At 70.2% G+C, this 14555-nt stretch carries 9 protein-coding genes and 1 other RNA gene; 4 read left to right on the forward strand and 6 right to left on the reverse strand.

From position 1 onward, the window contains the following. Nucleotides 1–100: 100 nt before the first annotated feature. The 3 genes from recR to dnaX form a co-directional block, all read right to left on the reverse strand. The gene (recR, locus tag AC1RVY_RS19035; RefSeq protein WP_218297650.1) at nucleotides 101–691 is read right to left on the reverse strand and encodes a recombination mediator RecR; all 591 of its coding nucleotides are present in this window, start codon (nucleotides 689–691) and stop codon (nucleotides 101–103) included. Nucleotides 692–844: 153 nt separating this feature from the next. After that, on the reverse strand, nucleotides 845–1177 hold the full coding sequence (locus AC1RVY_RS19040) for a YbaB/EbfC family nucleoid-associated protein (protein ID WP_010457931.1): 333 nt from the start codon (nucleotides 1175–1177) through the stop codon (nucleotides 845–847). Nucleotides 1178–1405: 228 nt separating this feature from the next. Then, nucleotides 1406–3373, reverse strand: a complete 1968-nt coding sequence (gene dnaX, locus AC1RVY_RS19045) for a DNA polymerase III subunit gamma/tau (protein ID WP_492807712.1) — start codon at nucleotides 3371–3373, stop codon at nucleotides 1406–1408. A gap of 228 nt (nucleotides 3374–3601) precedes the next feature. Between dnaX and ffs the strand changes: the two genes are divergently transcribed. Together ffs and AC1RVY_RS19055 are read left to right on the forward strand one after the other, a co-directional pair. Continuing rightward, nucleotides 3602–3698: signal recognition particle sRNA small type (gene ffs / locus AC1RVY_RS19050), an RNA gene on the forward strand. Nucleotides 3699–3947: 249 nt separating this feature from the next. Continuing rightward, on the forward strand, nucleotides 3948–4703 hold the full coding sequence (locus AC1RVY_RS19055) for a hypothetical protein (protein WP_492807714.1): 756 nt from the start codon (nucleotides 3948–3950) through the stop codon (nucleotides 4701–4703). A gap of 155 nt (nucleotides 4704–4858) precedes the next feature. Here AC1RVY_RS19055 and AC1RVY_RS19060 read toward each other — a convergent pair whose 3' ends face one another. From AC1RVY_RS19060 to AC1RVY_RS19070, 3 genes are all read right to left on the reverse strand, one after another. Beyond that, the gene (locus AC1RVY_RS19060) at nucleotides 4859–6214 is read right to left on the reverse strand and encodes a TIGR03862 family flavoprotein (RefSeq protein WP_492807715.1); all 1356 of its coding nucleotides are present in this window, start codon (nucleotides 6212–6214) and stop codon (nucleotides 4859–4861) included. A gap of 44 nt (nucleotides 6215–6258) precedes the next feature. Then, on the reverse strand, nucleotides 6259–9753 hold the full coding sequence (locus tag AC1RVY_RS19065) for a UvrD-helicase domain-containing protein (RefSeq protein WP_492807717.1): 3495 nt from the start codon (nucleotides 9751–9753) through the stop codon (nucleotides 6259–6261). A 165-nt stretch (nucleotides 9754–9918) separates the two neighbouring features. Then, a complete protein-coding gene (locus tag AC1RVY_RS19070; protein ID WP_492807718.1) occupies nucleotides 9919–12474 on the reverse strand; it encodes a PD-(D/E)XK nuclease family protein in 2556 nt (851 codons plus the stop codon). Between the two features lie 109 nt (nucleotides 12475–12583). Here AC1RVY_RS19070 and trxA point away from each other — a divergent pair, with 109 nt between their 5' ends. Together trxA and rho are read left to right on the forward strand one after the other, a co-directional pair. Continuing rightward, on the forward strand, nucleotides 12584–12916 hold the full coding sequence (gene trxA, locus AC1RVY_RS19075; protein WP_218297655.1) for a thioredoxin TrxA: 333 nt from the start codon (nucleotides 12584–12586) through the stop codon (nucleotides 12914–12916). 274 nt (nucleotides 12917–13190) lie between these two features. Beyond that, a complete protein-coding gene (gene rho, locus AC1RVY_RS19080) occupies nucleotides 13191–14453 on the forward strand; it encodes a transcription termination factor Rho (protein ID WP_056067265.1) in 1263 nt (420 codons plus the stop codon). Nucleotides 14454–14555: the final 102 nt, after the last annotated feature.

A 14555-nucleotide genomic window follows, 5' to 3' on the forward strand; every position in this document is an offset into this window, starting at 1 on the left:
TTTCAAGCCTTTTCGGGCCCCAGCGCTTTATAGATAAGCGCTGGCAGCTATTAAATTGTGAGTATTCTAGCCGCCGTGGCGCCCTTTTTCCACGCAGGGCCTAGCGGCGGTCCACCAGCGCATGCGCAATCGTGCCCAGGTCCACATATTCCAGTTCGCTGCCCACGGGCACGCCGCGCGCCAGCCGCGTCACGTGCAGCCCCCGGCTCTTGAGCGCCTCGCTGATCACATGGGCCGTGGCCTCGCCTTCGGCATTGAAATTGGTCGCCAGGATGACCTCCTGCACCGTGCCATCGGTGGCGCGGCCCATGAGTTTCTGCAGGCCGATCTCCTTGGGGCCGATGCCGTCGAGCGGGCTCAGGCGCCCCATGAGCACGAAGTACAGCCCCTTGAATGCCCCCGTGCGCTCCAGCGCCGCCTGGTCGGCCGGCGTCTCCACCACGCACAGCCGCGTGGCGTCGCGCGCAGGGTCCAGGCAGGTGCCGCACACCTCGGCCTCGGTGAACGTATGGCAGCGCGCGCAATGGTGCACGGTGCCCACCGCCTCGCCCAGCGCCCGCGCCAGCGCCAGCGCCCCCTCCCGGTCATGCTGCAGCAGATGGAACGCCATGCGCTGCGCAGACTTCACCCCCACCCCCGGCAACCGGCGCAGCGCCTGGATCAAGACATCAAGGGAATCGGAAGCAGACATGCAGGTATTGGTTTTCAAAAACTCCGCCCTCAAGGGCGTAGCGAGCGGGATCAGCTGCCAGGCGGCCGGAGCGCAGGAACCGCAGCGTACTTCCTGTACGTGAGGATTGCGAGCACCGCCCAACGACGCAGATGGCCCGCTCGGCAGCCAGCTTCAGAAGGGGAATTTCATGCCGCCGGGGAGGCCTGGCATGCCTTGCGTCAGCTTGCCCATCTTCTCCGCCGAAGTCTCCTCCGCCTTGCGCACCGCCGCATTGAACGCCGCAGCCACGAGGTCTTCCAGCATGTCCTTGTCTTCGGCCAGCAGGCTCGGGTCGATGGTGATGCGCTTGACGTCGTGCTTGCAGGTCATCAGCACCTTCACCAGGCCGGCACCCGATTCACCTTCCACCTCGATGAAGGCCAGCTCGTCCTGCGCCTTCTTGAGGTTGTCCTGCATCGCCTGGGCTTGCTTCATGAGACCGGCGAGTTGTCCTTTGTTGAACATGGTGTGTTTCCTTTGCTTCTTTCTGGTTGATCGATTCCCACGAAGGGACAGAGATTCGGTATCCGAGATGCACGGTATTGTGCTGTGCAATGTCAGCGGCCGTCGAAACTGGCACACCCCAATCCAGTGCACTCGTGGAGCTGGCCGTGCCAGGCCACCGAGTGCGTCCGCCTCCCGCGAAGCGAGAGAGGGGGAAGGCGCCGAAGGCGACTGAGGGGGAGCCTCATCTCACGCAGGCTTGATGCTGCCCGGCACGATTCTCGCGCCGTAGTCGCGCATCAGCGATTGCACATAGGGGTCGTTGTTCACGATCTCTTCGGCGCGGCGCTGGCGCTCGGCAGCGGCGGCCGCATTGCGGCGGGCCGGGCTGTCGATGACATTGCCCACCTCCACACTGATCTGGGTGGCGTGCCCCGCGGCCTCCAGCGCGGCGCGCAGGCGCTCGCGGGCGGTGGGCTGATTGAGCGACTCGCGCTCCACGCGCAGCAGCCAGTGGCCACCGTCGCGCGCCACCAGCTGCGACTGCAGGGCCAGCTCACGCACCAGAGCGGTGATCGATTCCGCAGCCACCATCTGCTGCACGGTGGCATGCCAGACATCGCCCTCCTCGGTGGGCGTGTAGCGCGCGGAAACAGGCGCGGGGGCCGAAAGCGGCAGCGGTTGCAGCCGCTCCCCGGGTTCGGGCGTCTCGCGCACCGGAATCGCTACGAATTCAGGAGCACCTTGCGCTTGCGGGGACTGCGCTGGGGGCCGATTTCGCTCAAACCGATCGGACGTGCGCACCGGCAGCGCGGTGGCGGCCGAGGGGGCAGGCGCCGCGGCGCCCGGCTCGTCCGAGCCCGGCCAGGGAGGTGGCTCGGAGGCATCGGCGGATTCTGGTGAAGGGGCGTCTTGCGCCAACGCCGGGGCCACGGCGGGCTCCGGCGAAGCCGCCGGCACCTGGGGAGGTGGCGCGGCGGCCAGGGCCGGGGCAACCACGGGTGCCGGCATGGCGGCATCCGCCGCCGCGGGCACCGCGGAAACCGCCGGTGGCGGGCCAGAAGACGCCGCTTCAGGCCGCGTCAGAGTTTTTTTTTCAGCCGTTTCGCCCGAAGGCTTGAACGCCAGCAAGCGCAGCAGCACCATGGTCAGCGCCGCATACTCATCGGGCGCCAGGCCCAGTTCGCCGCGCCCGTGCAGGCACAGGCTGTAAAGCAGCTGGGTTTCGTCGGCGGGCATCAGGCCGGCAAGCCGGGCCGTTTCCACCGCCTCGGGGTCGTCGGCATCCACGGCAGCCGCCATCTGCGGCACGGCCTGGAACACGGCCATGCGCTGCAGCACGGCGCTCATCTCTTCCAGCGTGGAAGCGGCAGACAGGCCATTGAGGCGCAGCGTGTCCGAGGTTTCCACCACCGTCTTGCCATCGCCCCGGGCCAGCGCGTCGATGAGGCGGAACACGTAGGAGCGGTCCACCGCGCCCAGCATCTGGCGCACGGCGGCCTCCTGCAGCTGGCCGCTGCCAAAGGCGATGGCCTGGTCGGTGAGCGACAGCGCATCGCGCATGGAGCCACGCGCCGCGCGCGAGAGCAGGCGCAGCGCCGGGGGCTCGGCCGGCACGTTCTCCGACGCCAGCACCTGCGTGAGGTGCGACAGCACGGTCTCCGGCGCCATGGGGCGCAGGTTGAACTGCAGGCAGCGCGAAAGGACGGTGACCGGCACCTTCTGCGGGTCGGTCGTGGCGAGCACGAACTTGAGGTACTCGGGCGGCTCTTCCAGCGTCTTGAGCATGGCGTTGAACGCCGTGTTCGTGAGCATGTGCACTTCGTCGATCATGAAGACCTTGAAGCGGCCCTGCACCGGCTTGTAGACGGCCTGTTCCAGCAGGCTCTGCACCTCGTCCACGCCCCGGTTGGAGGCCGCGTCGAGCTCGGTGTAGTCCGGAAACCGGCCACTGTCGATGTCGCTGCAGGCCGCGCACACGCCACACGGCGTGGCGGTGATGCCGCCCTGCCCATCGGGCCCCTGGCAGTTGAGCGACTTGGCCAGGATGCGCGACACCGTCGTCTTGCCCACGCCCCGCGTCCCTGTGAACAGGTAGGCATGGTGCAGCCGCTGCTGGGTGAGCGCGTTGGTCAGGGCCTGCACCACGTGCTCCTGCCCCACCATTTCGGTGAAATTGCGGGGGCGGTACTTGCGGGCGAGCACGAGATAGGACATGGGGGGTGATTCTAGGGCCCATGGCGTACCGGGTCTGGGTGCCGCGGCCCGCCATCCGCGAAAGCCCTGCGCCGCCCGGCACCGGCTCGCGCGCCCACGCCAGGGACGCCGCCCAGGGGCCGCCCCTGGCGTGGGCAACGCCGCGCTGGCGTCGTCGCCCTTTGCAATTGCAGGCCATTCGAGAGGAGTAAAAAATGGCGTCCTGTTCAGGAGGTAGAATCCCATCCTGACGGGCCTCCCCGCATGGTGAAGCGGCCAACCGGGTCAGGTGGGGAACCAAGCAGCCCTAACTGTGGAGCCAGTGCCGGGGGTAAGGCTCGTCAACTTCTCTTTTCTTGCCTGCGCGGCGTGCCCGCGAGCGGCATTCCTGGCGCGGTGTTGTCGCGCATCCCCTCCCCCACCCCGTTCCCCTTCGTGGCATGTGCTGGCCGCCTCCTGCGCGCACAGGCACGCGGCGCGAGCGCATGTCAGTCCTTTCCCACGCTGTTTTGCGGCTTTCGGGATTGCGCCGCCCCGGGCGGCAGGCGCACACTTTGTTGCATCGCTTCATCCTTTCTTTTCATCGGGTGCCGCCATGTCAACCCCCCTGACTGCGCAAGTGATTTTTTCCTTCCGTTACCGGCGCGCCTTGCCGGCGCGTGCGCGCCGGCCGCAAGCCCTGGCCCGCATGCTGCCGGCGCGCCCGGTGGTAGGCTGGCTGTGCCTGGCCGTCGCGGGCGCGGCCTGGGGAGCCGACTCCCAGTTCGCCGACGAGGCGCGGGCCAGCCTGGAGCAGGAAACGGCCCGCCTTTCCGCCGCGTACGAGGTCCACAGCGTCGAGCTGCCCAGCATGGGCGAGACGGCCCCGCCATGGGCCACCTTGGGGGCGGCCCAGCCGGGCAGCAGCTTCAACAGCACGCAGCACATCGGCGTGACGCGCTGGCTCACGCCCGAAACGTCCGATAGCGGGGGCCGATTCGGGCTGTCGCTGGGCATGAGCGCGCCGGCACCCTCGGCCGCTGGCGCCCCCCTGGCGGGCGGCGCCCTGCCCCCCGCCAGCCTGGACCTCGGGGTTCGCTGGCGGTCCCGCCTGGACAGCGGGCGCCATCTGGACATTTCCGCCTGGACACGGCCTCTCCCGGCAGGCCAGCCCCAGGACGCGATGGGCATGATCTGGCAGTCGCAGCCGCCGATGTATGGAACCCGGGTGGAGGTGCAATGGGCCTCCTCCCGCACCCGGGGGCTGGTGCCCGAGTTTGGCGCCATCGGCGTGCAGTTGCAGGGCGGATCGCGCCTGGTGCTGCGGGCGCGCAAGGGCGGCCCGATGCTGTATTACCGCGCCAAGTTTTGAGCCCTCCTGATCCCCCTGAGCCGCCTTCGGCGTCTTCCTCCCCCGGGGGGGACGCCTCCGGTGGACCGGCGCAGCCGGATCCACGGTGGCGGTGGCGGCGTGTCAGTTTTGAACGCCGAAGGGAACTGCCATCTGGATGAAGGAGCCGCCGAAAGCTACACCCCGCGTTGGCGAATCCAGTCCAGCGCGCCGTGCCCGGCCACGCGACCACTCGCCAGACAAGCCGTGAGCAGGTAGCCGCCGGTGGGGGCTTCCCAGTCGAGCATCTCCCCCGCGCAGAACACGCCGGGCGCGGCGTTGGCCATGAGGCGGGCATCGAGCGCGTCAAAAGCCACGCCGCCCGCGGTGCTGATGGCCTCGTCCAGCGGCCGCGCGGCGACCACCGTGACGGGCAGCGCCTTGATCGCGTGGGCCAGCGCCACGGGGTCGTTCATCCCGTCCTTGCCCAGGTGCTCGTACAGGATGCCGGCCTTGATGCCGTCCAGCCCCAGGCGGCTCTTGAGATGGCTGGACAGCGAGCGCGACCCGCGTGGATGGCGCACCTCCACCAGCACGCGTTCGGGCGTGTGGTCGGGCAGCAGATCCAGGTGAAAAGTGGCATGGCCGTGGGCCTCGATCTCGTCGCGCAGCAGGTGCGATGCGGCATAGACCAGGCTGCCCTCCACGCCCGTGGCCGTGGCCACGAACTCGCCCCGGCGGCTGAAGGCGCGGCCCTGGCTGTCGGTGAACGCCAATGCCACCGTCTTGAACGGCTGGCCCGCGAACCGCCCGGCGAAGTGGGGCGTCCAGCCCGTGGCGGGAGCAGGTGTGCGACCGATGAGCTCCTGCAGGAACGCGCGGCGCGTCTCCCCCGCAGGCACATCCCCACGAAGCACGTCGAAACCGCAGTTGGCGGGGCGCAGCGGCGCCACGGCAAGCCCACGCCCGGCCAGCAGGGGCACCCAGGCGCCGTCCGAGCCGAGGCGCGCCCAGCTGCCGCCCCCGAGCGCCAGCACCACGGCGCGCGCCTGCACCCGCTCCTCGCCCGACGGCGCGGCGAAGCGCAGCGCGCCATCGTCCGCCCAGCCCAGCCAGCGGCGGCGCATGTGGAACACCACGCCCTGCCCCCGCAGGCGCTGCAGCCAGGCGCGCAGCAGCGGGGCGGCCTTCATGTCGGCCGGAAAGACCCGGCCCGAGGTGCCCACGAAGGTCTCCACCCCCAGCCCCTGCGCCCAGGCGCGGATCTCGGGCCCGCCCCACGCGGTGAGCCAGGGCTCGACCTGCGGCTGGCGCTCCGCAAACCGGGCGGCGAACGGCGCATGGGGCTCGGAATGCGTGAGGTTCAGCCCCCCCTTGCCCGCCAGCAGGAACTTGCGCCCCACCGAGGGCATGGCGTCGAACAGATGCACCGCCACGCCCGCCTGCGCCAGCACTTCGGCGGCCATGAGCCCGGCGGGGCCTCCGCCCACGATGGCGACGTCGCAGTGCAGGCCGGCCACGTCGTCGGGGGCGGGAGGAAGGGAAACATTCATGGGGAAAACCTTTGGATGGGAGGCCGGCAATCGGGAAAAAAGCGTCAGAACAGGGAACCCTGGGGCGAATCGTCGGGGCCGGGTCCCCGCGGCAGGGGCAGCGGCGGCGGCACGGCCCCGGGTTCCTGCGCGGCGGGGGCGAGAGTATGCCGCAGCGCGGCCTCTGCGCCCTGCACTGCATCGGGCCCGGCAGGCACGGCGTCGGGCACGGGCACGAGGCGCCCGTCGCCCGTGAGGAAGGCCGCGCGCACGCGCTCGCCGGGCGTCTGCCCCTGCACGGCGCTGCGGTAGCGCTGCAGCTGGGCCAGCAGCGCGGGCTGGCGCTCGGGCTCGGCCGCGCTCTTGTAGTCCAGCACCCACCACCCGGCGCGTTCGGGCGGCTGGTGGCAATGCACCAGGCGGTCCAGCCGCAGGCTCAGGCCCTGGTAGCGCAAGGGCGCCTCGTTGATGGCGGTGTCCACGGCCGACGCCTCCCAGGCCCAGGCGCCTTCACCCGCCAGGATGCGCTGCGCGGTCAGCGCGGCGTGCCGCGCGGCCGCGATGGTGATGTCGAAATCCCGCGCCAGCCGCGCCACCCGCGCGGGCGGCCAGCCCTGGGCGCGCAGCTCCACCAGCGGGGCCCCCGCCACGCCCGCCTGCTCCAGCAGCTGGTGCATGGCCTCGCCCAGCCGGGACAGCGGCGTGGAGGCAGCCGTGGCATCGCCGGGGTCGGCGGCCCGGTCGGCATCCACCGGCCCCGCGGCGGGTGCCGCGCGCAGGTGCTCCGGCAGCGGCGGCAGCTCCGCCAGCATGAAGTGATCGTGGCGGCCCGGCCCGGCCAGGGTTTCGCCCCCGGGCGCGCCAGGGCCCTCCTGCACGGCGATCTCGGCCGCCAGCGGCGCCAGGCGGTTCCACCAGCTGCCCGGCGCGGATGCGGCCGGCTGCACGCTGGACAGCGCCAGGCAGTGCTTGGCCCGCGTCATCGCCACGTAGAGCATGTTCAGCTCTTCGCGCTGGCGGGCCTGCTGCTCGGCGGCCAGCACTTCCACGGCGCTGGGCGGCGGGTTCGATTCGCTGGCGAGGAAGACGAAGGCCCTGGGCACGGCCTGCTCGCCGGGCCAGTCCACCAGCACGCCCATGGTCTCGGCCTTCTGGGGGCGGGTGTCGGTGTCCAGCAGCAGCACGCAGCGCGCCTCCAGCCCCTTGGCGCCGTGCACGGTGAGCAGGCGCACCGCCTGCGCATCCACCCGGCCCGGCGCGCGCACGCCGCCCTTTTTCATGGCACGCACAAAGGCATAGGGCGTGAGATAGCGGCCGCCGTCGTGCTGCAGCGCGGCCGACAGCAAGGCGCGCAGATTGGCCTGCACCGCGGTGCGCTGCGCGGCGGGGGCGGCCGCCGCGAAGCGCGCCAGCACATCGGCGTGCTGGTAGATGGCGTGCAGCGCGTCGTGCGGGGGCAGGCCATCCACCCAGGCCCTGTATTGAGCCAAAACGGGCCCCAGCGCTTTCATTTCAAGCGGTAGCAGCTCACTTTTCTGCAGCAAATCAAACCAGCTGCAGGCAGCGTGTTCCGGCTGGCGGCGCAGCAGCGCCAGGGTCACCAGGGCCTCGTCGCCGCAGCTAAACAGGGGCGAGCGGAGTGCCCGAGACAGGGAAAGGTCGTGCCCGGTGGACACCAGCGCATCGAGCAGCGCCACGATGTCCTGCACCTCGGGTGCGTCGAACAGGTCGGCCTTCTCGGGCTGCACGCAGGGCAGGTGCAGGGCGCGCAGGGCCTCCTGCAGGGCGGCGAGCCGGTCGCGCTTGCGGGCCAGCACCAGCACTTCGTAGGGCGGCGTGCCCTGCGCGATCTGCGCCGCCACCCACGCGGCGGCCTGTGTGCATTCGCGCATGCGCTGGGTTTCCTCGGCCTCGTGGCGGGGCTCGGTCAGGCTGTCGCGCCAGGCGAAAGGGTCCGCGCCCGCGCCGCCGCTGCCGGCATCCGGCGGCAGGATGGCGGGCAGGCGCAGCAGCACGCCGGGGTCCCTGGACTCGGTGGTGTGGTCGCGAAAGCCGCTGGTCTCGTGCTGCGCCTGGGCGGTGCCCATGACGTGGTTCACGGCGCCGATCACGCCCGTGGCGTTGCGGCGCGTGTGGTCGCAGCTGAGCAGGTCGCCCGCGAGCCCGTGGCGCACGAAGGCCTGCGCGGCGATGAACACCTGTGGCTCGGCGCGGCGAAAACGGTAGATGCTCTGCTTGGGGTCGCCCACGATGAACACGCTGGGCGGCGTCTGGCCGCTGGCGCCGCCGCCCGAACCCGCATAGCCCGACAGCCAGGCGTGCAGCGCCTGCCACTGCAGCGGGTTGGTGTCCTGGAACTCGTCGACCAGCAGGTGGCGCACGCGCGCATCGAGCCGCTCCTGCACCCACCCCGAGAGGATGGGATCGGACAGCATGACCAGCGCCGTGCGCTCCACGTCGTTCATGTCCACCCAGCCGTGCCGGTTCTTCACGGCGGCAAATTCGCCGATCAGGCAGCGTGCCAGGCGGGCCATGCGCTGCTGGTGCTGCCAGGCCTCGTGCTGGCGCCGCGCCAGCAGCAGGCGCTGCAGCTCGGGCTCGGCCTCCTGGGCGGCTGCGAACTTCTCGAGGTTCTTGGACAGCCTATCTTCCTTGGCCACGAACATCGCCTTGCGCAGCAGGTCCAGGCGCAGGTTCGGGTCGCCGCAGGCCAATGCGTCCACGATGGCGTCCGCCGCCTTCTGGGGCGTCTTGTTGGTCTCGGCCCCCAGCGCCCTGGCGCGCGCCAGCCAGCGCTGGTGGCAGGCATCGCCCTGCAGCGCGCCGGCGGGCTCATCCAGTCCCGCCAGTTCCGGGCAGTGCGCCTGAAAGGAAGGCACCGAGGCATCGAGCACGCCCGCCGCGTCGGCCAGGTCGAATTCCACGCGCTTGGCCAGCGCCGCCGCCAGCGCCTTGTGGGTCTGCGAGCGGCCGTGGCGGGCCACCACGGCCTCGTAGTCGGCCCGCAGGCCGGCGCTGGTGGCCACGGTGTGCAGGAACGGGGCCCACACCTCGCGCACGGCTTCGGCATCGTCTTCGAGCAGTTCGAAGTTGGCCGGCAGGCCCTGCGCCTGCAGCAGCGCCAGCGGGGCCGTGCCCAGCAGCGCGGCAAACCAGCTGTGGAAGGTGCGGATCTGCACCGGGCGGCCGCTGGCCAGCATCTGACGGTATAAATTTTGTAGCGCCTCGCGCTTGTCCTGAGCGCGCTCGGGGCTGATTCCTCTGGCAACCAGCTCGCGGGTGAGGTCTTCCAGGGGGGCCTGGGCAAAGGCTTCGAGCCATTCCTGCAGGCGCTGGCGCATTTCACCGGCCGCTTTCTTGGTGAAGGTGATGGCCAGGATCTCGTGCGGCGCGGCGCCATCGAGCAAGGCACGCAGCATGCGCGACACCAGCATCCAGGTCTTGCCCGCGCCCGCGCAGGCCTCCACGGCCACGCTGCGCGCCGGGTCGCAGGCGATGGCGTAGAAGGCCTCGCGGGAGACGGGACGGCCGTTGTGTTCGTAGGCGGCTTGTTCAGTCATTCTCGTGATCCACCGCGCCCTGTCCGCCGGGGGTCGGCAAAACCGGCGCGCGTCCAGGCGGGGGATGCCGCGCAAGGGCCGCCCCGCCGCGCTGGCATCGTTCCCCCTCCCGGCGCAGCCGGGAGAGGCAGGAAGCCGCGAAGCGGCTCAGGGGGGTGTTCCTCTTCATGTCCAGAAGTCTTTTCTGCACAGTCCGCGTGCGGCGCAGTAGTCGCACACGGCGCCCTCGCCCAGGGCGGGCATCGGCGCGCCCGCGGCAATGCGCTCAAAGTCGTGCTGGATGCCCTCCACCAGCAGGTCGCGCAGGTGCACCACCTCTTCCTGTTCGTGCATCTGCGTCTCGCCCCGCTCGCCCACGTTCACATAGGCGGCGCGCAGCGTGTCGTGGCTCAGCAAGGCTGCGTAGAAAGCAAGCTGGGTGTCTTCGGCACCCGCGCCAATGCGCTTGCGCGTGACGGTGTCGTTCTCGGTCTTGTAGTCGATGACCAGCGGCGTGGGCTCGCCGGTGGACGAGATGGCATCGATGCGGTCGATGGTGCCCACCAGCTGCAGGGCGCCCAGCGGTTGGGTGGTCTGCACCTCGGCCTGCCGGAAGTGCCCCCCGGCCTGTTCATGCTGCGCAAGCCAGCGCAGGTAGCCATCGCGCACCTGCGGCCAGCCCGCGGCGAACGGCAGGAAGTCGCCCTCCCCCAGGCCCTGCTCCAGCGTGACGGCCTGCGCGGCGCTGTCCATGCGCGCCGCGCGCCCGCCCGCGTCGTCCGTCGGCTCGGCCAGCAGCGCCTCATGGAAGTGCTGCAGCACCGCGTGCAGCCAGTTGCCGAAGTCGCGCTTGTCCACCTCGGCGGCCAGCTCGTCGGCCTCCTGCAGGCCCAGCTGGCGCAGCGCAAAGAAGCGGTAGGGGCAATGCCGCAGGTCGGAATAGGCCGTGGACGACAGGCGCTGGACAGGCAGGGCACTCCCGTCGGGCCCGGGGCGCGGGGTGGGCGCGGCCGGCACGGTGCGCGCGCGGCGCCCATCGGTGCCAGGGCGGGCGGCGCCATCCAGGTGCAGCGCCAGCACCAGCGCGCTGGCCAGCAGGGGCTCGCCACCTTCGTCGCCCGTTCGCCACAGCACATCCACCTCGGGTGTCTGCAGGGCGTAGTGCCAGGCCGCGCGCTGGGCGGCCTCGAGCGATCCGCGCGTGGGCAGGCCCCAGGCCTCGCGCTGGGCCGTGGTCCAGTCGCCCGTGGGCTCCGGTGACGACTGGAGGCGTTTTTCGTCGCACCCGGGCAGCACGAGCGCCGCAAACGGCCGTGCCAGCAGCTGCGGCAGGGGCAGGACGACCACGGGCGCATCGCCCGCGAGAGCCGGCACGTAGCGCGCGGCCTCGCACACCTCGCTGGCCCAGCGCGTGAATTCGGCGAGCGCCATGGGCCGCCCCACGCTGTCCCAGCCGTCGAGCTCGGCCTCTTGCCCCGCCTGCAGGCGCAGCGCGGCCAGCACGCGGGCGCCCGCGTCATCCGCCTCCAGTTGCGCCCACTGGCCGCTGGCCTGCAGCAGCAGGCGCAGGGCCTGCAGCCACTGCGCCAGCGGGCGGGGCGCGCGCAGGCCCTCACGCCAGCCCTGCGCGAGCGCCACGCACTGCGCCAGGGCCGGCTTGCCGGACCAGTCGCGCTGCGCCGCACCGGCCCAGTTCGCCACCGGGGCCTTGCGCAGCGCGCGCTCGAGCGCATCGAGCGCTGGCGCCGCCACGGCGGGGGCGTGCTTGAGCCAGTCGAGCACTTCATCCGCATGGGCATCCCATGCGCAGGCCTTGAGTGCGGCCATCAGCTGCGCGGCGGCGCGGGTGGTGGACAGCGTCCAGCCGTTTTCGTCGCGCACCGCCACGCCCGAGCTTGCCAGGTGCGCGCCAATGCGGCGCGTGAGAGCCCGGTCGTTGGCCGCCAGCGCCACCGGTGTGCGGCCCGCCGCCACATGCGCCAGCACGCAGGCGGCGGCCCGCTGGGCTTCGTCCTCGGCATCCTGCGCGGCATGCAGCGCGACCCGCCCCATGGGACCTGGATCGCCAGGCCCGGGAGGCAGCGCCAGGGCCGTGGCCTTGTCGCCCCAGTGGTTCTGCAAGGCCTGCGCCAGGGGTTCTGCCTGGAACCCGTGCAGCACCACCAGCGCGTCCACGGACTCCCGCACGCCGGCCTCGAACAGCACATCGGTGGCATGGCGCGAGGCAAGCACCCATTCGAGCGCAATGCGCGCCACGACGGCCTCGAAGCGCAGCGCCGAGGCGCCATCGGCCTCGGGCAGCAGGCCGCGCGCATGCGCGGCCCATGCTGGCCGCTGCGCGGGCGGCACCGCGGCCACCACGGTCGCCAGTTGCGCCGCGGCCTCCTGCAGCGGCGCGGCCAGCACGTCGCGCTGGGCCGAAAGGCCCGCGCGGTCCAGCAGCGCCCGCGCCGTCAAGGTGTCGCGCGCCACATCCCCGGCCAGGTCGTCGCCCATGGGCACGAACGCCGCCAGCTGCCGTGCCCAGTTGCGCGTTGTTTCAAACCGGGGAGCAAAACCGTCCGCATGGAACACGGCCCAATAGCGCTGCGCCCACGGCATGAGCTGGGCATAGGGGACCAGCACCACCGTGCGCGCGGGATGCGCGCCCTGCTGGCGCAGGTGCCCGGCCACCTGTCCCAGCACGCGCCGCCACAGGGGCACCAGGGCTGCGCACTGATCGCTTTTCGCTATGACAGTCATAGCGTCGCAGGGCCCGGCCACACCGGTGAACGTGGGATTGGTTTCTGTCACAATGCCCAGACTTTAAACGTACACCGGTCACAACCCGCTCAAAAACAAGGAATCCGCCATGGCCAGCGAACTCATCAAACATGTCTCTGACGCCAGCTTTGAAGCCGACGTGCTGAAACCCGGCACCGCCGTGCTGGTGGACTACTGGGCCGAATGGTGCGGCCCCTGCAAAATGATTGCCCCCATCCTGGACGAAGTCGCGGGCACCTACCAGGGCAAGCTGCAGATCGCCAAGATGAACGTGGACGAGAACCGCGAGATTCCCGCCAAGTTCGGCATCCGCGGCATCCCCACGCTGATGCTGTTCAAGGATGGCCAGCTGGCCGCCACGAAAGTGGGCGCCATGAGCAAGGCACAGCTGACCGCCTTCATCGACCAGCAACTGGCCTGACCGACGGCCCAGCCCCGGCCCCGCACGCGATCACCCGGCATGCGGGGCTTTCTTGATGAAGGTGCATGGCCCGGGCCGCCAGCCCGGCGCCCACCGAATCTGGCCCGCGTGAATCCCCTGCTTTTTTTCCTGTCATAATTCCCCCAGATCACCGGCCTGCACGCATTGGCAGCCGGACCGAGATCCCCGGCAAGCCGGACCTGCAAACAGCAGCCCATCCGGCACCAGCCCTCCTCCCCCAAGATTCATACCAGCTCCGCCAAGGAGTCATTCCATGCACTTAAACGAACTCAAGGCACTGCACGTGTCTGAAGTCCTGAAGCAGGCCGAAGAACTCGAAATCGAAAACACGGGCCGGATGCGCAAGCAGGAGCTGATGTTTGCCATCATCAAGAAGCGCGCCAAGGCGGGAGAGCAGGTGTTCGCGGACGGGGTGCTGGAAATCCTGCCGGACGGCTTCGGCTTCCTGCGCAGCCCGGACACGAGCTTCACGGCGAGCACGGACGACATCTACATCTCCCCCAGCCAAGTGCGCCGCTTCAACCTGCACACCGGCGACATGATCGAAGGCGAAGTGCGCACCCCGAAGGACGGCGAGCGCTACTTTGCCCTGACCAAGCTCGACAAGGTCAACGACGGCCCGCCCGAGCAGAACAAGCACAAGGTGATGTTCGAAAACCTGACGCCCCTGTTCCCCAAGGAGCAGATGCGCCTGGAGCGCGACGTCAAGAGCGAAGAGAACATCACCGGCCGCATCATCGACATCATCGCGCCCATCGGCCGCGGCCAGCGCGCATTGATCGTCGCCCCGCCCAAGAGCGGCAAGACGGTGATGATGCAGCACATCGCCCACGCCATCACGGCCAACAACCCCGACGTGCACCTGATGGTGCTGCTGGTGGACGAGCGCCCTGAGGAAGTGACCGAAATGCAGCGCACGGTGAAGGGCGAGATCATCGCCTCCACCTTCGACGAGCCCGCCGCGCGCCACGTGCACGTGGCCGAGATGGTGATCGAGCGCGCCAAGCGCCTGGTCGAGCTCAAGAAGGACGTGGTGATCCTGCTCGACTCCATCACCCGCCTGGCCCGCGCCTACAACAACGTCGTGCCTTCCAGCGGCAAGGTGTTGTCCGGTGGTGTGGACGCCGCCGCGCTGCAGCGCCCCAAGCGCTTCTTCGGCGCGGCGCGCAAGGTCGAGGAAGGTGGCTCGCTCACCATCATCGCCACCGCGCTGGTCGACACCGGCAGCCGCATGGACGAAGTGATCTTTGAAGAATTCAAGGGCACCGGCAACTGCGAGATCCACCTGAACCGCCGCCTGTACGAAAAGCGCGTGTTCCCGGCCATCGAGCTCAACAAGAGCGGCACCCGCCGCGAAGAGCTGCTGCTGGCGCCCGAGATCCTGCAAAAGACCCGCATCCTGCGCCAGTTCATGTACAACATGGACGAGATCGAGTCCATGGAGCTCATGATCAAGAACATGAAGGCCACCAAGACCAACGTGGACTTCTTCGACATGATGCGACGAGGCGGGTAAGCCCCCCTGAGTCGCCTTCGGTGCCTTCCCCCGGAGGGGGACGCCACCCGTGGCCTGGCAGAGCCAGTTCCACGGTGGCACTGGGCTTGGGCCGCGCCGGTT

It is taken from the genome of Acidovorax sp. GW821-FHT11A03 (assembly GCF_058809075.1).

What these genes read in the sequence shown, in the direction of transcription:
- recR (WP_218297650.1), bottom strand. Translation starts at nt 691, where the DNA reads ATGTCTGCTTCCGATTCCCTTGATGTCTTGATCCAGGCGCTGCGCCGG.
- trxA (WP_218297655.1), top strand. Translation starts at nt 12,584, where the DNA reads ATGGCCAGCGAACTCATCAAACATGTCTCTGACGCCAGCTTTGAAGCC.
- AC1RVY_RS19060 (WP_492807715.1), bottom strand. Translation starts at nt 6,214, where the DNA reads ATGAATGTTTCCCTTCCTCCCGCCCCCGACGACGTGGCCGGCCTGCAC.
- AC1RVY_RS19040 (WP_010457931.1), bottom strand. Translation starts at nt 1,177, where the DNA reads ATGTTCAACAAAGGACAACTCGCCGGTCTCATGAAGCAAGCCCAGGCG.
- dnaX (WP_492807712.1), bottom strand. Translation starts at nt 3,373, where the DNA reads ATGTCCTATCTCGTGCTCGCCCGCAAGTACCGCCCCCGCAATTTCACC.
- AC1RVY_RS19065 (WP_492807717.1), bottom strand. Translation starts at nt 9,753, where the DNA reads ATGACTGAACAAGCCGCCTACGAACACAACGGCCGTCCCGTCTCCCGC.
- AC1RVY_RS19070 (WP_492807718.1), bottom strand. Translation starts at nt 12,474, where the DNA reads ATGACTGTCATAGCGAAAAGCGATCAGTGCGCAGCCCTGGTGCCCCTG.
- rho (WP_056067265.1), top strand. Translation starts at nt 13,191, where the DNA reads ATGCACTTAAACGAACTCAAGGCACTGCACGTGTCTGAAGTCCTGAAG.
- AC1RVY_RS19055 (WP_492807714.1), top strand. Translation starts at nt 3,948, where the DNA reads ATGTCAACCCCCCTGACTGCGCAAGTGATTTTTTCCTTCCGTTACCGG.